The organism is Stenotrophomonas sp. 112478_Sma (assembly GCF_056479905.1).
The window spans coordinates 3129750-3146512 of sequence record NZ_CM151072.1 but is presented as its reverse complement, the minus strand read 5'-3'; the positions used below and the strand labels follow the sequence as shown (position 1 = coordinate 3146512).

Annotated in this window: 18 protein-coding genes; 13 read left to right on the top strand and 5 right to left on the bottom strand. The window is 68.5% G+C overall.

Annotated elements, in window-relative coordinates; genetic code table 11:
- The first annotated feature begins 27 nt into the window (after window positions 1–27).
- From ACZK08_RS14460 to recO, 4 genes are read left to right on the top strand one after another with little or no spacing between them, the layout of a single operon-like run.
- Window positions 28–411 carry a DUF4845 domain-containing protein gene (locus ACZK08_RS14460; RefSeq protein ID WP_053520236.1) on the top strand — a complete coding sequence of 128 codons (384 nt, stop codon included), beginning with the start codon at window positions 28–30 and terminating at the stop codon, window positions 409–411.
- Window positions 401–1081, top strand: coding sequence for a ribonuclease III (gene rnc, locus ACZK08_RS14455; RefSeq protein ID WP_053520235.1), 681 nt, complete (start codon window positions 401–403; stop codon window positions 1079–1081). The genes ACZK08_RS14460 and rnc overlap by 11 nt, the downstream gene beginning before the upstream one ends.
- Complete coding sequence (era, locus tag ACZK08_RS14450) at window positions 1078–1974, top strand: GTPase Era (protein WP_053520234.1); 897 nt, start codon at window positions 1078–1080, stop codon at window positions 1972–1974. Before rnc ends, era begins: the two co-directional genes overlap by 4 nt.
- Before the next feature lie 18 nt (window positions 1975–1992).
- Window positions 1993–2712 (top strand): DNA repair protein RecO, encoded by a 720-nt coding sequence (recO, locus tag ACZK08_RS14445; protein WP_053520233.1) that lies wholly within the window; start codon window positions 1993–1995, stop codon window positions 2710–2712.
- Between the two features lie 99 nt (window positions 2713–2811).
- Here recO and ACZK08_RS14440 read toward each other — a convergent pair whose 3' ends face one another.
- Window positions 2812–3540, bottom strand: a complete 729-nt coding sequence (locus ACZK08_RS14440; RefSeq protein ID WP_053520232.1) for a response regulator — start codon at window positions 3538–3540, stop codon at window positions 2812–2814.
- 129 nt (window positions 3541–3669) lie between these two features.
- Between ACZK08_RS14440 and rlmD the strand changes: the two genes are divergently transcribed.
- The 9 genes from rlmD (at window position 3670) to ACZK08_RS14395 (ending at window position 10995) form a co-directional block, all read left to right on the top strand.
- On the top strand, window positions 3670–5004 hold the full coding sequence (rlmD, locus tag ACZK08_RS14435) for a 23S rRNA (uracil(1939)-C(5))-methyltransferase RlmD (RefSeq protein ID WP_065181808.1): 1335 nt from the start codon (window positions 3670–3672) through the stop codon (window positions 5002–5004).
- Between the two features lie 33 nt (window positions 5005–5037).
- The gene (locus tag ACZK08_RS14430) at window positions 5038–5523 is read left to right on the top strand and encodes a CYTH domain-containing protein (protein ID WP_053520230.1); all 486 of its coding nucleotides are present in this window, start codon (window positions 5038–5040) and stop codon (window positions 5521–5523) included.
- A gap of 49 nt (window positions 5524–5572) precedes the next feature.
- Window positions 5573–6265, top strand: coding sequence for a DsbA family oxidoreductase (locus ACZK08_RS14425; protein ID WP_053520229.1), 693 nt, complete (start codon window positions 5573–5575; stop codon window positions 6263–6265).
- A gap of 103 nt (window positions 6266–6368) precedes the next feature.
- Window positions 6369–7376, top strand: coding sequence for a beta-N-acetylhexosaminidase (gene nagZ, locus ACZK08_RS14420; protein ID WP_065181809.1), 1008 nt, complete (start codon window positions 6369–6371; stop codon window positions 7374–7376).
- Complete coding sequence (locus ACZK08_RS14415; RefSeq protein WP_053520227.1) at window positions 7376–7930, top strand: hypoxanthine-guanine phosphoribosyltransferase; 555 nt, start codon at window positions 7376–7378, stop codon at window positions 7928–7930. Before nagZ ends, ACZK08_RS14415 begins: the two co-directional genes overlap by 1 nt.
- Before the next feature lie 82 nt (window positions 7931–8012).
- Window positions 8013–8759: an S-methyl-5'-thioinosine phosphorylase gene (locus ACZK08_RS14410; protein ID WP_053520226.1), complete on the top strand. Its 747-nt coding sequence runs from the start codon at window positions 8013–8015 to the stop codon at window positions 8757–8759.
- Window positions 8760–8847: 88 nt separating this feature from the next.
- Entirely contained in the window at window positions 8848–9054 is a 207-nt protein-coding gene (locus ACZK08_RS14405) for a cold-shock protein (protein WP_005410590.1), read from the top strand.
- Window positions 9055–9275: 221 nt separating this feature from the next.
- Window positions 9276–10544 (top strand): FAD-dependent oxidoreductase, encoded by a 1269-nt coding sequence (locus ACZK08_RS14400; protein WP_065174844.1) that lies wholly within the window; start codon window positions 9276–9278, stop codon window positions 10542–10544.
- Window positions 10545–10722: 178 nt separating this feature from the next.
- Complete coding sequence (locus tag ACZK08_RS14395; RefSeq protein ID WP_053519542.1) at window positions 10723–10995, top strand: hypothetical protein; 273 nt, start codon at window positions 10723–10725, stop codon at window positions 10993–10995.
- 18 nt (window positions 10996–11013) lie between these two features.
- On the opposite strand, the gene pdeM is transcribed toward ACZK08_RS14395, so the two are convergent.
- Genes pdeM through ACZK08_RS14375 form a run of 4 tightly spaced genes read right to left on the bottom strand, consistent with a single transcriptional unit; the run spans window position 11014 to window position 16703 of the window.
- Window positions 11014–11655: a ligase-associated DNA damage response endonuclease PdeM gene (gene pdeM / locus ACZK08_RS14390; protein ID WP_065181810.1), complete on the bottom strand. Its 642-nt coding sequence runs from the start codon at window positions 11653–11655 to the stop codon at window positions 11014–11016.
- On the bottom strand, window positions 11645–14104 hold the full coding sequence (locus ACZK08_RS14385) for a ligase-associated DNA damage response DEXH box helicase (protein ID WP_478452244.1): 2460 nt from the start codon (window positions 14102–14104) through the stop codon (window positions 11645–11647). The genes pdeM and ACZK08_RS14385 overlap by 11 nt, the downstream gene beginning before the upstream one ends.
- On the bottom strand, window positions 14101–15708 hold the full coding sequence (locus ACZK08_RS14380) for an ATP-dependent DNA ligase (protein ID WP_065181812.1): 1608 nt from the start codon (window positions 15706–15708) through the stop codon (window positions 14101–14103). The genes ACZK08_RS14385 and ACZK08_RS14380 overlap by 4 nt, the downstream gene beginning before the upstream one ends.
- Window positions 15705–16703, bottom strand: coding sequence for a ligase-associated DNA damage response exonuclease (locus ACZK08_RS14375; RefSeq protein WP_065181813.1), 999 nt, complete (start codon window positions 16701–16703; stop codon window positions 15705–15707). Before ACZK08_RS14375 ends, ACZK08_RS14380 begins: the two co-directional genes overlap by 4 nt.
- Between the last annotated feature and the right edge of the window lie 60 nt (window positions 16704–16763).

The following is a 16763-nucleotide window of genomic DNA, read 5'->3' as shown; positions in this document are numbered from 1 at the left end:
ATCCAACGCGTATCTGGGGAGAACGCAATGAAGACGATGAACACGCAGCGCGGCATCACCCTGACCTCGTTTCTGGTGGTCCTGGTCGTGGTTGGCTTCTTCATCTACATCGGCATGAAGCTGTTCCCGATGTACCAGGAGTATTACGCGGTACGCTCGGCGATGAAGAGCCTGGCCAGCCAGCCGGGCGTGGCCAGCATGGAGCCGGCACGGATCCAGGATCTGTTCTTCAAGCGGCTGTACATCAACTACTCGGACAACGTGAAGCCGGGCAACGTCAAGTTCGATCGCCGCGACAATGGCTGGACCCTCAAGGTCAACTACGAAGTGCGTCGCCCGTTGATCGGCAACCTCGATGTGGTTGGCAAATTCGATTCTTCCCAGGACCTGACCCGAAGCGGTGCCCAGTAAATTCATCCAACGTGGCGACCTGATCGGCCATGCCTTCCGCGACCCGGCGCTGCTCAAGCAGGCGCTGACCCATCGCAGTGCCGGCGTGCCGCATAACGAGCGCCTGGAATTCCTCGGCGACAGCATCGTCAACATGATGGTCGCCGAGGCGCTGTACCAGCGCTGGCCCAAGGCCGACGAGGGCGCACTGACCCGCGCCCGCGCCGAGCTGGTGCGTGAAGGGGCGCTGGCAGTGATCGCCCGTACCCTGCAGCTGGGCGAACGGCTGATCCTGGGCGCGGGCGAGATGAAGTCGGGCGGGCACCGCCGCGACTCGATCCTGGCCGATGCACTGGAGGCGGTGGTGGCCGCGATCTACCTGGACGCCGGTTTTGACGCGTGCCGGGAGACCGTGCTGCCCTGGTTCACGGCCTCGATGGAGGCGCTGCCGGCCACCGGCCGCCCCGAGAAGGATCCCAAGACCCGCCTGCAGGAATGGCTGCAGGCCCGGCAGAAGGCGTTGCCCCAGTACGAACTGGTGTCAGAATCCGGTGACGACCACGCCAAACATTTCCGGGTACGCTGCAACGTGGCCGACCCGGCCGCCAGCACCGAGGGCGAAGGCGCCTCGCGGCGGCTTGCCGAACAACAGGCGGCTGCAGCCGTCCTAGAACAACTGGATTCCAAGTGAGCGAACAAACTTCCCATCATTGCGGCAGCGTGGCCGTCATCGGCCGCCCGAACGTCGGCAAGTCGACCCTGACCAATGCCCTGGTCGGGGCCAAGGTCAGCATCGTCTCCAACCGGCCGCAGACCACCCGCCACCGCCTGCTCGGCATCGCCACCTATCCGGAAGGCCAGCTGGTGCTGGTCGATACCCCGGGCCTGCACAAGGTGCAGAAGCGGGCGATGAACCGGGTGATGAACCGCGCCGCGCGCGGCTCGCTGGAAGGCGTGGATGCAGGCCTGCTGGTGATCGAGGCCGGGCGCTGGGATGACGAAGACAGCCTGGCCTTCAACGTGCTGCGCGATGCCGGCATCCCGGTGGTGCTGGTGGTCAACAAGATCGATCGCCTGAAGGACAAGGGCGCGCTGCTGCCGTTCCTGCAGGAGGTGACCGCCGGCCGTGATTTCGCCGCCGTGCATCCGATCTCGGCGCAGAAGCGCAACGGCCTGGACGCCCTGGTGCGTGACGTGCTGGAGCTGCTGCCGGAAGCCCCGCCGATGTTCGGCGAGGACGAGATCACCGACCGCAGCCAACGTTTCCTTGCCGGTGAACTGGTACGTGAGCAGCTGATGCGCCAGCTTGGCGAGGAGCTGCCCTATGCCACCACCGTGGAGATCGAGCGCTTCACCGAGGATGGCAATCTTCTGCGCATCGGCGCGGTGATCTGGGTCGAGCGGGAAGGCCAGAAGGCCATCGTGATCGGCAAGGGGGGCGCGCGCCTGAAGGAGATCGGGGCCAAGTCGCGCCTGCAGATGGAGCGTCTGTTCGGTGCCAAGGTGTTCCTGGAAACCTGGGTGCGCGTACGTGAAGGCTGGTCCGATGACGAGGCCGCGCTGAAGGCCTTCGGTTACGAGTAAGCCACGGCGATCGCTTCGGTGATCATCGAGGACGACACGGGGTTCGTGCTGCATGCACGGGCCTATCGCGAAACCAGCCTGCTGGTGGAGGTGCTGAGCGCGGAGCATGGCCGGATCGGCCTGCTTGCGCGCGGCGTGTCCACGGCCAAGGGCCAGGTGTTGCGCGCGGCCCTGCAGCCGCTGCAGTGGATCCGCTTCAGCGCACAGCAGCGCGGCGAACTGGCGCAGCTGCGTGCCGCCGAAGCGCTGGACGCGGCGCCGCGGCTGGTCGGCCAGGCCATGCTGGCCGGCTTCTACCTGAGTGAACTGACGCTGCGGCTGGCGCCACGCCAGGATCCGTTGCCGGAGGTGTATCTGGCGTACGGCGAGGCACGCGCGCGGCTGGCAGTGGGCGCCGGACTGGCCTGGACGCTGCGCCGCTTCGAGCGCGAGCTGCTTGCCGCACTGGGGCTCGGTTTCGATCTGGAAAGCGCCAGCGATGGTCAGCCGATCGATCCGGCAGCGCGTTATGCGCTGGATCCGCAGGAAGGGCCGCAACGGCTGCTCAGCGAGCGCGGTGGAGAGCGCAGTGCGGCGGCCACCGGTTCGGCGCTGTTGGCGCTGGCGGCCGACGAGGAGCCGGGGCCTGCCGATCTGGCGAGCCTGCGGCTGCCCATGCGGCGGGTGCTGGCGCACCACCTGGGGCCACGGGGGCTGAAGTCCTGGGAGCTGCTGGAGCAGTTGGCCCCCCGGCGGTAGGCGGGCGGGGGGCAGATCCGTCTTCCGCAGGGAAAGGGATCTGACCCCGGATTGATTTCGATATCCGACGGGGCAGGGCGCATCCGTGCCGGGCAACCCTCAGTGCAGCAGTGCCGCTACCGCGGCGCGGAAGCCCGCTTGTGCCAGGTCCGACTCCGGCATGTGGTGCAGCTGGCGCACCGCGCGGCCCAGCCGTGCGGCACCGACGAAGCCGCAGCTTGCCTGCAGCCGGTGCAGCTGGCTGCGAAGCTGGCGTTCGTCATGCTGGTCCACGGCCTGCTCCACCGCATCGCGGACGCCCGGCAGTTCCGCGAGGAACAGCTCGCGCAGGGCGATCAGGTGGTTGCGCTGGCCATTGAGAGCGGCCAGAGCGGCGGTCTCGTCCCAGTCCTGCCCGTTCAGCTCGATCGCAGCGGGGGCCGGAGCGACGGCGATGCCGGCCGGCGAGTTGACCAGGGCGCGGCGGACCGCCTTCAGCAACTGGTCGCGGCCGAGCGGTTTGACCAGGGTGTCGCTGAAACCGGCCTCACGCAGGCGCGCATGGATGGACGTGTCGCCGTCGGCGGTATGCGCCAGGGCAGGCGTGTCCGGATGCGAACGGCGCAGTTCGCGCAGCAGCTGCGCGCCATTGCCGTCGGGCAGGTTGACGTCGATCAGCCACAGGTCGTGAGCCCCGGGCTCGGCGCTTGCCAGGGCACTGGCAAGGGAGTCCGCGGTATCGACGTCCGCCGGCAGGGTTTCCAACGCCGCCTTGAAAAACCCGCGGCTGATGATGTCGTCCTCGACAAGCAGGAAGCGGGGCCGACCGGCCCGCGGGGTCATCTGCATCAGGGGCTGCCTCCATGTCAGCTGGTTGACATCATCAAGCACGGCGGCGGCTGGCGCAAGCGGCGGCAGGCCCCGCCGGTCAGGATCTGCGACAATACGCGCCCATTTTCGCCCGCAGCCTGTTGCCACGTGGCCCGATCCCGCTCCCGCATCGACCGTACCCCGTTCCAGACCGAGATCCTCGACCTCAGCCATGATGGTCGCGGCGTCGCCCGCCGTGAAGGCGAAGGTGGCAAGGTCACCTTCATCAGCGGCGCTCTGCCGGGCGAGGTGGTCATGGCTGAACAGACCGCCCGCAGCCGCCATTTCGACGAAGCACGCACCGTGGAAGTGCTGCAGGCCTCGCCACAGCGGGTGACGCCGAAGTGCCCGCATTTCGGCACCTGCGCCGGCTGCGTGCTGCAGCACCTGGATGAAGACCAGCAGATCGTTGCCAAGCAGCGCGTGCTGATGGACAACCTGGAACGCATCGGTCACGTGAAGCCGGGCCGCGTGCTGCCACCGCTGGTCGGCGACAGCTGGGGATACCGCCGCAAGGGGCGTTTCTCGGTGCGCCGCGTCGAGAAGAAGGACAAGACCCTGGTCGGCTTCCGTGAACAGGACCCGCGCTTCGTCGCCGATCTCAGCCAGTGCCTGACCGTGATCCCCGAAGTGGGCACCAAGGTGCAGGCGCTGTCGACCTTCATCGAGTCGCTCGACGGCAAGCGCGACATCCCGCAGATCGAGTTCATCGGCGGTGACCAGGCCATCGCGCTGACCGTGCGTCATCTGCAGCCGCTCAGTGATGCCGACCGCGCCGCATGGGCCAGCTTCGGCCAGCAGCACGGATTCGCCATCTACCTGCAACCCGGTGGCGTGGACACCGTCCATCCGCTGGACGGGCAGGGCGTGCCGCTGTCGTTCCGGCTGGCGCCGTGGGATGTCGAACTGGCATTCCGGCCACTGGATTTCATCCAGGTCAATGCCAAGCTCAACGAGAAGATGATCGCTCACACCCTGGATCTGCTGGAGCCGGGTGAGGACGAGCGCGTGCTGGACCTGTTCTGCGGGCTGGGCAACTTCACCCTGCCGCTGGCGCGCCGAGTGCGCGAGGTGGTGGGCGTGGAAGGCGACGCGGGCCTCGTTGCCCGCGCACGTGAGAACGCCGAGCGCAACGGGCTGGGCAACGCCCAGTTCTACAGCGCCGACCTGACCCAGGACCAGCGCGCCACGCCGTGGATGCGCCAGGGCTTCGACAAGCTGTTGCTGGACCCGCCGCGCTCGGGCGCGATCGAGGTGCTGCAGCAGCTGCCGTTGAAGCAGTTCAAGCGCATCGTGTACGTCAGCTGCCATCCGGGATCGCTGGCCCGGGACGCGGGTTATCTGGTGAACGAGCAGGGCTTCAGCCTGGTCAGTGCCGGCGCCATGGACATGTTCCCGCACACCGCGCACGTGGAAAGCATCGCGGTGTTCGAAAAGCGCTGACCCGCTGTCATGCCCATCGCGCATAATGGCGCGATGGGCATCGAGATCGAACGCAAATTCCTCGTCAGCAGCGACGGCTGGCGTGCGGCCGCACACCGGGTGATTCCGATGGCGCAGGGCTACATCAACGATCTGGGCGCGCTCGACAGCGGCCGCCAGAACGCGTCCGTGCGGGTGCGCATCGAAGGTGAGCACGCCGCGCTGAACCTGAAGTCGCGCACGATCGGCCATACCCGCCAGGAGTTTGATTACCCGATTCCGGTGGAGGATGCGCGCGCGCTGCTGGCGCTGTGCGTGGGGGGCCTGATCGACAAGCGTCGCCACCTGGTCGAGCATGCCGGCCTGACCTGGGAAGTGGATGAGTTCCTGGGTGACAACGCCGGCCTGGTGGTGGCCGAAGTCGAGCTGGAAAGCGCCGGGCAGGCCATCGTCCTGCCGGACTGGGCCGGCGCGGAGGTCACCGACGACCCGCGCTACTACAACGTCGCACTGGCCAGTCATCCCTATTCACGCTGGTGAAAGGGGCGTTCCCCCTTTTTTCGGGGCGCCCGGACCCCATGTCGGTGGGATGAGAATCGACATCTACTCCGACGTGGTCTGTCCCTGGTGCTGGATCGGCAAGCACCGTTTCCAGCAGGGGGTGCAGTTGCTGGGGGCCGATGCCCCAGTACTCGACATCCACTGGCAGCCGTTCCAGCTGGACCCGGATGCGGGCACCACGCCGGTGCCGCTGCGCGAGGCGTATGCGCGCAAGTTCGGCGGTGTCGAGCGCACAGAGCAGATTCTCGGCCAGACCCAGGCCACCGCCCGTGGCGAAGGCCTGCCCATGGACTTCAGCCAGGGCCAGGTGCGGGTGACCACCCTGCCAGCGCACCGGCTGCTGTGGCTGGCCGGCCAGCACGGTGTGCAGGACGCGGTCGGAGAGGCGCTGTTCCGCGCCCATTTCGAGCACGGCCAGAATCTGGCGGACACAGAGGTGCTGACCCGGGCCGGTGTGGCAGGCGGACTGGATGCGGCAGAGATCGCCCAGATGCTGGCCTCTTCACGCGGCCTGGCCGAGGTCGAAGCGGGACTGGACCAGGCCCGTGCGCTGGGTGTTTCCTCGGTGCCGACCTTCGTGATCGACGGCCGCTGGGCGATCTCCGGCGCCCAGCCTCCGGAAGCCTTCGCCCAGGCGCTGCGGCAGATCGCGGCGGAGCAGGGCACGGCAACCGGGCGCAGTGGCGACGACGCCTGTGGCGCGGACGGCTGCAGGGTCTGATCCTTCGAGGGGGCGCGCGATGGACGCCCCCACCTGCGTCCAACGGCCGGTTCTGCGACAATGCGGCACTGCGCCATGCGGGCGCCCGTTGTGGAGAACGACCATGCTGCTGATCGGCGTTGCCGGCACTGAACTGACCCCCCAGGAACGCGACTGGCTGCAGCACGATGCCGTTGCCGGGGTGGTGCTGTTCACGCGCAACTTCGCCTCCCGCCAGCAGGTGAGCGAGCTCAGCGCCGCGATCCGCGAGGCCGCGCCGCGCCCGCAGCTGATCTGCGTCGACCAGGAAGGCGGTCGCGTGCAGCGTTTCCGCAAGGGCTACAGCGATCTGCCGCCGCTGCAGGAGATCGGTGCCGGCTATGCGAAGGATCCCGGCGCCGCGTTGGCGCTGGCCGAGCAGCACGCCTGGCTGATGGCCAGCGAAGTGCGCGCCAGTGGCGTGGACCTGAGCTTTGCCCCGGTGGTCGACCTGGGCCGTGGCAACCTTGCGATCGGCAACCGCGCTTTCAGTGAAGACCCGCAGGTCGTGGCTGCGTTCACCGAGGCCTACGTACGCGGCATGCACGCGGCCGGCATGGCGGCCACCCTCAAGCATTTTCCCGGCCATGGCACCGTGCTGGAAGACACCCATGTCGATACCGCGGTCGATCCGCGGACGCTGGACGAACTGCGCGCGCAGGACCTGGTGCCGTTCCGGGCCGGTGTTGCCGCCGGTGCCGACGCCGTGATGATGGCGCACGTGATCTACCCGCAGGTGGCGCCGGAACCGGCCGGCTATTCGCCGCGCTGGATCCAGGAGGTGCTGCGTGGCGAGCTGGCCTTCCGCGGCGTGGTGTTCTCCGACGACATCGGCATGGCCGCTTCGCACCATGCCGGTGGCGTTGCGGCACGCGTGCACGCGCACCTGGATGCGGGCTGCGACGTCGTGCTGGTCTGCCATCCGGAGCTGGTCGATGAAGCCCTGCACGCGGTGCAGGGACGCTCCCTCAATACCGCTGCGCTGCTTGGCCTGCTCGGCCGCGGCGCGCTTGGCTGGGATGGCCTGCTGGCCGATGCCCGCCATGGCGACACTCAATCCCGTCTGCTTGAAACCCTTGGAAGAACCGTCTGATGCCGAACCTCACCATTTCCCAGGCCCTGGCCCAGGCCGACCTGCTGGTTGACCGCCCCACCATCGACAAGGCCATCGCCGGTATCGCCGACGCCATCGCGCGCGATTACAAGGGCGAGGTGCCACTGTTCCTGTCGATCATGCACGGTGCGCTGCCGTTCGCCGGCCAGCTGGCGCTGGAGCTGGGTGCGCGCGGCCAGGACGTGCAGTTCGATTACCTGCACGCCACCCGCTATCGCGGTGAAACCACCGGCGGCGACCTGGTGTGGAAGCACAAGCCGGCCACCGCGCTGTTCGGCCGCCGTGTGCTGCTGGTCGATGACATCCTCGATGAGGGCTACACCCTGCAGGGCGTGCGCACCTGGTGCCTGGAACAGGGCGCGACCGACGTGCGCATCGCAGCGATGACGGTGAAGAAGCACGATCGCGGGCTGCCGGATGTGACGGCTGACTACGCCGGCATCGAACTGCCCGACCGCTACGTGTTCGGTTTCGGCATGGACGTCAACGAGACCCTGCGCTGCGTGCCGGCCATCTACGCGATGAAGGAATAACAGGCACGGCCGTCCGCGGCCGTCCTTTGCCGCCGCCGGCATCCTCGGGTGCCGGCGTTCGTCTTTCTCTGGAGTGCTTTCGATGCAACAGATCGCCCTGGCCGTGATCGGCGGTACCGGTGTCTACAACCTGGCCAAGCTCGACGATGTGCAGACCCACGAGGTCGAGACCCGCTTCGGCCGTCCCTCCGGCCCGGTGCGCGTGGGCACGCTGCTGGGCAACCGCGTGGCGTTCCTTGCGCGCCATGGCGAGGGCCACTCGCTGCCGCCGCACAAGATCAACTACCGCGCCAATCTGGCTGCGCTGCAGCAGATCGGCGCCCAGCGCGTGCTGGCGCTGAACACCGTCGGGGGCATCACCGAGCAGGTCGGGCCGCGCGTGCTGGCCTGCCCGGACCAGATCATCGACTACACCTGGGGCCGGATCAGCACGATCTGTGAAGAAGAGGGTACCGAAGTGCTGCATGTGGACTTCGGCCACCCGTACACGCCGATGCTGCGGAGCAAGATTCTGGCCGCGGCCAAAGTGACGGGTGTCACGGTCCATGACGGTGGCTGCTACGGTGCGACGCAGGGGCCGAGGCTGGAAACCATCGCGGAAATCGCCCGCATGCGGCGCGATGGCTGCGATCTGGTGGGCATGACCGGAATGCCCGAAGCCGCGCTGGCGCGGGAGTTGGGACTGGATTACGCGTGCCTGGCGATCGTGGCGAACTGGGCCGCGGGCTGTGGTGATGGCGAGGAGATCACGATGGCCGAAGTGCTGGCCAATGTGCAGGCGGCGAGCAATGGACTTCCGGAACTGATCGGCGAATTGGCACGGGGGTGATTGTCTTCGCCGAGCAAGCTTTGCATACTCAGCCGGTACGCGGGTTCAGCGTACACCACCCATTCATTGCATAAGGTCTCGCATCACCATGCCGAACGGTACCGTCAAGTGGTTCAACGACGCCAAGGGATTTGGCTTCATCTCGCCGGAGGATGGCAGCGCCGACGTGTTCGCGCACTTCTCCGCCATCAACTCCAAGGGCTTCCGCAGCCTGCAGGAAGGCCAGCGTGTCACCTATGACGTGACCCAGGGCCCGAAGGGTGCCCAGGCTTCGAACATCACGCCGGCCGAGTGATCCACTCGACAGTGCGTTGAGAACCCCGCTCCGGCGGGGTTTTTTTTTGCGCCCATCGCATGGGACCGAACCCAAGCCGCGCGCGGGCGGGCCGCCCTGCCGGCGAATGTCCCCCGGCGCCGGCCTTCGACCGTCGCCTCCTCGTTTACTTCGCCGGCAGGGCGGCCCGCCCGCGCGCGGCTTGGAGAACGATCCGGATCCGGCTGGGGCACAATGTGCGGATGACGGAACGACTTCGCATTGCCGTGATTGGATACGGCACCGCTGGCCAGGCGATGGCCATCCTGCTGACCCGCGACGGGCACGACGTTGAGATCTTCGAGCGCGTGCCGACCCCTGGGCCGGTCGGCGCCGGTTTCCTGTTGCAGCCCAGCGGCCTGCAGGTGCTGTGGCAGATGGGACTGCTGGAGGCCGTGCGCGCGCATGCCGCGCCGGTGCATCGGCTTTATGGCGACACGCCGTGCGGACGTGCGGTGATGGACATGGGCTATGGCGGCCTCGATGTCCGCCTGCACGGTCTGGGCATGCAGCGCGGCGCCCTGTTCTCGCTGCTGGACCAGGCCCGCGATGGCGCCGGCCAACTGCATGCGGGGACCACCATCGACGCGGTCGATACCGCGCGGGGGCAACTGCGCGACAACGAAGGCCGCACCCATGGCCCGTTTGACCTGGTGGTGGCGGCCGACGGCGCAGCGTCGTCCCTGCGCGCGACCATTGCCGGCGGCGCTGGCCTCGACCGCGTCTATCCGTGGGGCGCATTGTGGTGCCTGCTGCCGGCCGGAGAGTGGCCGCACGTGCAGCAGCTGCGCCAACGCTACGTCGCCGCGCGCAAGATGATCGGCCTGTTGCCGGTGGGCACGCGTCCGGGTGATGACACCCCGCGCCTGAGTTTTTTCTGGAGCCTGCCACGCGCCGACTTCGCGCGTTGGGAAGATGAAGGCATGCAACCGTGGCTGCAGGAACTGCATGCGCTCTGGCCCGAGGCCAGCGCACGCTTCGATCACCTGCACGATGCCGGACAGCTGTCCCGGGCGGTTTACCGCGATGCGGTGATGACCCGTTGGCATCAGGGGCGCATGGTCCTGGTCGGCGATGCAGCGCACGCGATGAGCCCGCAGCTGGGGCAGGGGGTGAACATGGCGCTGCTCGATGCGCTGGCGCTGCGAGACGCGCTGCGTGTGCATGGCGCTGGTGAGACGGCACTGCAGGCTTACCAGGCGCAGCGACGTGCGCATGTGGCGGTGTACCAGCGCTGGAGCCGCTGGCTGACGCCGCTGTTCCAGTCCGATCGCGATGCGTGGGCCAAGGCGCGCGACGCACTGCTTGGCCCGATGGGGCGGCTGCCGGGGGGACGCGGGCACATGCTGCGGGTGCTCAGTGGAACCCAGCACGGCTGGTTCGGTTCGCTTGCTCTGGATCCAGCCTTCCTCGAAGCCCTGGCCCGGCCGCCCGTTGCGCTTGCCACGCAGGCTGCCACGGCGGCTGCGTGAATCGCATCATCACGTGAATTAACGGTTACCTCACCGCGTCTGTGCGACAAGAGTGAAGCACGCCACAGCTGCGTCGCCCGTTTTCCTCTCCGTGATTCGAACATCGCGTGGCCCGGGTGGCGCCGCCGTCGCGGCCTGCTGCGGCCCGGATGTGCTGCGAGTTCACGAGGAGGACGCCATGTTGTTCGCGGTCGAAGAGCTGGAATCGGAAATCTGCAAGCTGCGGGGATTGCTGCAGATGCTGCACGAGGACCAGCCCGACGTTCTGGAGGATGTGTTCGAGTTCCATGTGGGCAGCCTGATCAGTCATGCGCTGCCGGAACACCACACGCACATCCGCGCCTGCGCGCAGGAAATGCTGTCGGCCGTCCAGGCACTGCCGCGCCGGCAGAGCAACGACACGCCCGATTTCCATCTGATGCCGGCGCTGGCGGGCGTCCGGCCGGCCTGACCGTCGCGCCCGCTGGCCTTACCGGCCAGGCATCGCCACCAGACCCTGTTCGACACAGGCGATGCGCCGTTCACCCTGCGCCGGTGCGATGACCCAGCCGCCGGTGAAGGCGGAGAATGCCGGCAGCACCGTCAATCCTTCGCGGAGCCAGAATGCCGGAAAGCGGCGGCGCAGCGCCGGCAGTGCGATCTGCGGATGGATATGGCCGGCAATGACGTGCGCCGCGGGCATGTGCCGTGGTTCATGGCACAGCAGGAACGCGCCCAGCTGCACCTCCTCATGCAGCTCCACCTGCAGCGCCGCGTGCGGCAGGTGCCGATCATGATTGCCGCGTATCACATGCACCGCCAGCGCGGAGTGCTGCTCTCGCCATCCCAGCCATTGCCGGTACCACGCCGCACGATGCGCCGGCCCATGCAGCACATCGCCCAGTATCCACAGCTCGCGGCAAGCCCTTGCCTGCACCAGCCTCTGCAGGCGCTGCAGGTCGTCGCGGGTGCCGCCGGACGGCAGCGCGATGCCGGCGCGGCGGAACAGGTCGGCCTTGCCCAGGTGCAGGTCGGCGATCAGCAAGGCCTGCCGGGCCGGCCACCACAGTGCGCGCGCACCGAGCAGCAGCATGGGTTCACCGCCCAGCGTCACGGCCAGCTCATCGGCCATGGCGTCTCTCCAGCTGCTGTGCGGCACGCAGCACGCGGGTGCGCCAGTCTTCATTGCTGAACTGTCCTCGCAGGCGCTCGGCCCACAGCGGGAAGCCCAGCGGTGTCAGCGAGGCGGGATGCTGCAGTGACAGTGACTGCGTGCCGATGCGTTCGAGCACCTGCTGCAGGCCCGGCAGATCCAGGCTGTCCTGCAGCACTTCATGCTCGGCCAATGCCAGCAGCAGATGCTCGGGGTCGTGCTCGCGCAGCACGTCGTACAGCAGTCCGGCCGAGGCCTGCAGCTGGCGCAGCGAGCGCGGCGCGCCACCGGGCAGGCTGGGTACCAGCAGGCCAGCGACGCGTGCGATTCCGCGGAACTGGCGTCGCGCGAGCTCGCCCAGATTGACGGCGGCACGCAGGTCCTCAAGCAGCTGATCGGCCGCGAACAGTTCCTTCCATTGCTCCGCCTGCAGCTCGATCGGCTGCGTCGGTGCCAGCACCAGCCCGTGGTCATTGACGGCATAGCCGATGCTGTTGCGCTGCCGGCGCGTGCAGCGCAGCGCCAGCAACGCCGCCAGTGCCTCGTGGATGTGGCGTCCGGCAAAGGGATAGACGAACACGAACTGGCCTTCGCGGCGGCGCACGTCTTCCAGCAGCAGGTGCGCAGGCGATGGCCGGGCAGACAGGCGCGACTGCAGTGCCATCAGAGGGGCCAGCCAGCGCGACTCGGCGCTGTCGTCCGCGCCGGACAGCACCGCTTCCAGCTCGCGCCCGAGCGGCATCGACAGGGGCAGCTGGCCGCCCTGCCAGCGCGGGACGGTGCCTTCACCGCCCTTGCGGGCCAGGCGCACATAGGCGGTCATGTCGCGCAGCTGCACCAGCTCCAGCATGCGCCCGGCGAACTGGAATCGATCGCCTCTGCGCAGGCGGCTGGCGAACTGTTCTTCCACCGAGCCGAGGCCACCGCCGCGCAGGAACTGCACACGCACGGCGCCATCGCTGCTGATGGTGCCGATTGACAAGCGATGGCGCAGGGCCTGGCGGCGGTCGTGCACGCGATGGTAGCCGTCCGCGTCGAGCACGACCTTGTGGAAGTCCGGGTACTGCGCCAGTGCCCGTCCACCCTGCACGATGAAGTCCAGGACAGCCTGCCATTGCGCGTCGCCCAGCTGCGCGAATGCGTGCGTGCGCCTCACCTGCGCCAGCAGCGAGCGGCTGGTGAATCCCCCCGCCAACGCGCGGCTGACCGCATGCTGGGCGAGCACGTCCAGCGACAGGGTTGGCGGTCGCCTGGCTTCAACCACGCCGTCGCGCAGCGCGCGGCGTACGGCGGCGTACTCGGCCAGTTCCAGCGCATGGCTGGGCACGCACAGGATTCTGCCGCTGGCGCCGGGGCGATGCCTGGCACGGCCGGCGCGCTGGCGCAGCCGCGCCACGCCCTTCGGACTGCCAAGCTGCAGTACCTGGTCCACTTCGGGAAAATCGACGCCCAGATCCAGGCTGGAGGTGGCAACCACGCAGCGCATCGCACCGGCGCGCAGGCCGTCTTCTACCTGCTGACGCAGTGCGGGGTCCAGCGAACCGTGGTGCAACGCCAGCGTGGCGGCATCCTCCGGCCACACCGCCGCCAGCGCCTGGTGCCACAGTTCGGCCTGCGCCCGCGTGTTGGTGAACAGCAGGCTGCTGCGCGCGGCCATCAGCGCTTCCAGCACGCGCGGAAGCTGCGCCAGGCCAAGATGTCCGGCCCAGGGAAAGCGCTCGCCCGGTGCCGGCAGCAGGCTGCTGACGGTGACCGGACGCTGGCGCGCGCCTTCGACGATGGGTGCATCCGGTCTGTCCGGCAGCAGCACGTCGCGCGCCTGCGGCAGATTGCCCAGCGTGGCCGACAATCCCCACAGCTGCAACGCAGGCGTGGTGTCGCGCAGCAGTGCAAGATTCAGCTGCAGCAGCACGCCGCGCTTGTTGCCCAGCAGTTCATGCCATTCGTCGACCACCACGCAGCGCAGCTGATGCATGCGTGGCAGGGTATCGGGGTAGGTGAGCAGCAGTGCCAGTGATTCGGGCGTGGTCACCAGCACGTCGATGCGCCCTTCGCGCGCCAGGCGCCGCTCGCGCTGGCTGGCGTCGCCGCTGCGCAGGCCTACGCGCCACCCCAGGCCCAGGCCATCGACGACCGATTGCAGTGCGCGTGCGGTGTCGCTGGCCAGGGCACGCAGCGGGGTCACCCACAGCACCTGCAATGGGCGCACCGCGCTGGGGCGGGCGGGTGCGGGCGCGGGCGCGATCATCGCCTGCAGCAGCGGTCCGCCGAACATCGCCAGCGTCTTGCCGCTGCCGGTGGGGGTATGCAGCAGGCCCGATTCGCCTGCCAGGTAGTGACGCCACATGGCGCGCTGGAAGGGCAGGGGTTTCCAGCCGCGGCTGGCAAACCAGCCGTTCAGCCGCTGCAGGGCCTCGCTCCGCATCATCGTGCCAGGGCCTGCAGCGTCGCCAGCTGATCGGCCTCGCTGGCCGGCTTGTCGTGGCGCCAGCGCAGGATGCGCGGAAAACGCACGGCGATTCCTGATTTGTGCCGTGCACTGCGGTTGACCGCCTCGAAGCCGAGTTCGAACACCTGCTCGGCGCGGACGCTGCGTACCGGCCCGAAGCGCTCGCGGGTGTTGGCGCGGATCCAGCGATCGAGGGCGAGGATTTCCTGATCGTCCAGGCCCGAGTAGGCCTTGGCCACCGGAACCAGCGCATCGCCGTCCCATACGCCGAAGGTGTAATCGGTGTACAGCGTGCTGCGCCGGCCATGGCCGGCCTGTGCGTACAGCAGCACGGCATCGATGGTGAGTGGATCGACCTTCCACTTCCACCAGTCACCACGGCGCCGGCCGGACTGATACGCCGAGTTGCGGCGCTTCAGCATCAGGCCCTCCACGCCGCGCTCGCGCGCCGCGTCGCGCAGCGCGGCCGCCCGTGCCCAGTCCGCAGCGGGCACCTCCGGCGACAGCTGGATGCACGCATCGCCGAGCGTGCCGAGCAGCTCCGCCAGCTGCACGCGCCTCTGCTGAAGCGGCAATGCGCGCAGGTCGTTGCCGTCGCGTTCGAGCAGGTCGTAGGCCAGCATCCGCACCGGTGTCGTACGCAGCGTGGTGGCGCCCGGCTTGCGGCGCTGGATGCGGGTCTGCAGGGCGGTGAAGGCTTTCGGAAGATCGGCCGGCTCATCCCAGGCCAGCAGTTCGCCATCCAGCACCGATCCCTCCGGCAGCAGTGCGGCGGCCTGCTCGATCTCGGGGAACCGGCCGTCCAGGCGCTCTTCGCCACGCGACCACAGCGCCACCTCGCCGCGACGACGCAGCAGCTGCAGGCGGATGCCGTCCCATTTCCATTCCAGCAGCCAGTCGTCGATGCTGCCCAGGCGATCACCGGGCTCACCTTCCAGCGGCGAAGCGAGGAAGAACGGATACGGCTGCTGACGGTCCAGCGGCAGTTCTTCCGGCGACAGCAACTGTGCGAGCAGGGTGGGCGAGGGCACCCAGGTGCCCAGCATGCGCTGCGCGATGCGCGCGATGTCCAGTCCGGACAGTTCGGCCAGCGCCTGCTGGACCAGGCGCTGCGACACGCCGACGCGCAGTGCACCGGTCAGCAGCTTGTTGAACACCAGGCGCTCGTTCGCGGGCAGCTGGCGCCAGCCCTCGACCACGGCTGCACGTCGCTCGGGCTCGGGCTGATTGGCCACGGCCAGCAGATGCTGTTCGATCCAGTCGGCCAGAGGGCGGTCCGGCGCCACTGCCGTTGGGTCGTCCAGCAGCAGGGTCAGTGTCTCCGCCAGATCGCCGACCTGCGCATAGCTGTCCTCGACCAGCCACGCAGGCAGTCCGGCTTCCTCGCCGATCCAGCGGCGCAGCTCGCCGCTGGCAGCGATCTTCCGGCGCGCACCCCCGACCTTGCCACCACTGAGCAGGAACAGGGCCCAGGCCGCATCGTGCGGTCGCGCGTGACGGAAGTAATCGACCAGCGCCGCGCGCTTGTCCAGCGTGGCGGTGCTGCGATCGAGGCGTTGGTACAGCGCGGCGAAGGCCTTCATTCCTCGCTCCCGAAATCGGTGCGGAAAGCCTCCGCGGCGACACCGCGTTCGCGCAGGAACGGAATCAGCGCATCGGTGTTGCCATGCGTCGCGATGACGCGGCGTGCGCCGGTCTGCTCGATGGTACGCAGCAACGCGGGCCAGTCGGCGTGGTCGGAAATCACGAAGCCACGATCGACGTTGCGGCGCCGGCGGTTTCCGCGCAGCTGCATCCAACCGGAGGCGAAACCCAGCTGGTGGCGCCCGAAGCGGCGCAGCCAGGGCGTGCCGGCGGCCGAGGGCGGGGCGAGGATCAGCCGTCCGGCCGCATCGGCCTGGCGCCCCTGTTCGGCGACGGCGATCGTGTCCAGCATCGGGATGCCCGCAGCGCGATAGACGGCCACGCCATTGGCGATGGCACCGTGCAGCCATGCAGGCGGTTCGCCCAGTGCCAGCAGCTCGGCCAGCACGCGCTGGGCCTTGCCCAACGCGTAGCAGAGCAGGACGGCGGCTTCACCGCGCTGCGCGCATTCCTCGCGCCAGGACGCGATCTCGGCAGCCACGGCTGCGGTGTCCGGCCAGCGGTAGATGGGCAGGGCGAAGGTCGCCTCGGTGATGAAGGTATCGCAGGGCACCACTTCGAACGGCGTACAGGTGGGGTCGGGCTGGCGCTTGTAGTCACCGGAGGCGACCCACACCTGCCGGCCATCATCGATGCGCACCTGCGAGGAGCCGAGCACATGACCGGCCGGATGCAGTGACACCTGCACCCGACCCAGCGTAAAGGATGCGCCCTCGGCATGCGCGTGCAGCGGTACGTCGCCCAGCCGCCAGCGCAGGATCGGCGCGCTGCCCGTGCTGCAGTGGTATTCGCCCATGCCCGGGCGCGCGTGGTCACCATGGCCATGGGTGATGACCGCGCGCGGCACCGGCCGCCAGGGATCGATGTGGAAATCGCCAGCAGCGCAGTACAGCCCTTCCGGGCGCAGCACCACAAGATCGTCGTTGCCTGCCATGGCTGCACTGTGGCGCGCGGCTCGTGCACGGGGTGAGAACCGGCCTGAACGCGGGCTTGG

Coding starts and splice junctions, on each gene's coding strand:
- ACZK08_RS14460 (WP_053520236.1), top strand. CDS start 28: ATGAAGACGATGAACACGCAGCGCGGCATCACCCTGACCTCGTTTCTG.
- ACZK08_RS14440 (WP_053520232.1), bottom strand. CDS start 3,540: ATGCAGATGACCCCGCGGGCCGGTCGGCCCCGCTTCCTGCTTGTCGAG.
- ACZK08_RS14430 (WP_053520230.1), top strand. CDS start 5,038: ATGGGCATCGAGATCGAACGCAAATTCCTCGTCAGCAGCGACGGCTGG.
- ACZK08_RS14425 (WP_053520229.1), top strand. CDS start 5,573: ATGAGAATCGACATCTACTCCGACGTGGTCTGTCCCTGGTGCTGGATC.
- nagZ (WP_065181809.1), top strand. CDS start 6,369: ATGCTGCTGATCGGCGTTGCCGGCACTGAACTGACCCCCCAGGAACGC.
- ACZK08_RS14415 (WP_053520227.1), top strand. CDS start 7,376: ATGCCGAACCTCACCATTTCCCAGGCCCTGGCCCAGGCCGACCTGCTG.
- ACZK08_RS14410 (WP_053520226.1), top strand. CDS start 8,013: ATGCAACAGATCGCCCTGGCCGTGATCGGCGGTACCGGTGTCTACAAC.
- ACZK08_RS14405 (WP_005410590.1), top strand. CDS start 8,848: ATGCCGAACGGTACCGTCAAGTGGTTCAACGACGCCAAGGGATTTGGC.
- ACZK08_RS14400 (WP_065174844.1), top strand. CDS start 9,276: ATGACGGAACGACTTCGCATTGCCGTGATTGGATACGGCACCGCTGGC.
- ACZK08_RS14395 (WP_053519542.1), top strand. CDS start 10,723: ATGTTGTTCGCGGTCGAAGAGCTGGAATCGGAAATCTGCAAGCTGCGG.
- pdeM (WP_065181810.1), bottom strand. CDS start 11,655: ATGGCCGATGAGCTGGCCGTGACGCTGGGCGGTGAACCCATGCTGCTG.
- ACZK08_RS14385 (WP_478452244.1), bottom strand. CDS start 14,104: ATGATGCGGAGCGAGGCCCTGCAGCGGCTGAACGGCTGGTTTGCCAGC.
- ACZK08_RS14380 (WP_065181812.1), bottom strand. CDS start 15,708: ATGAAGGCCTTCGCCGCGCTGTACCAACGCCTCGATCGCAGCACCGCC.
- ACZK08_RS14375 (WP_065181813.1), bottom strand. CDS start 16,703: ATGGCAGGCAACGACGATCTTGTGGTGCTGCGCCCGGAAGGGCTGTAC.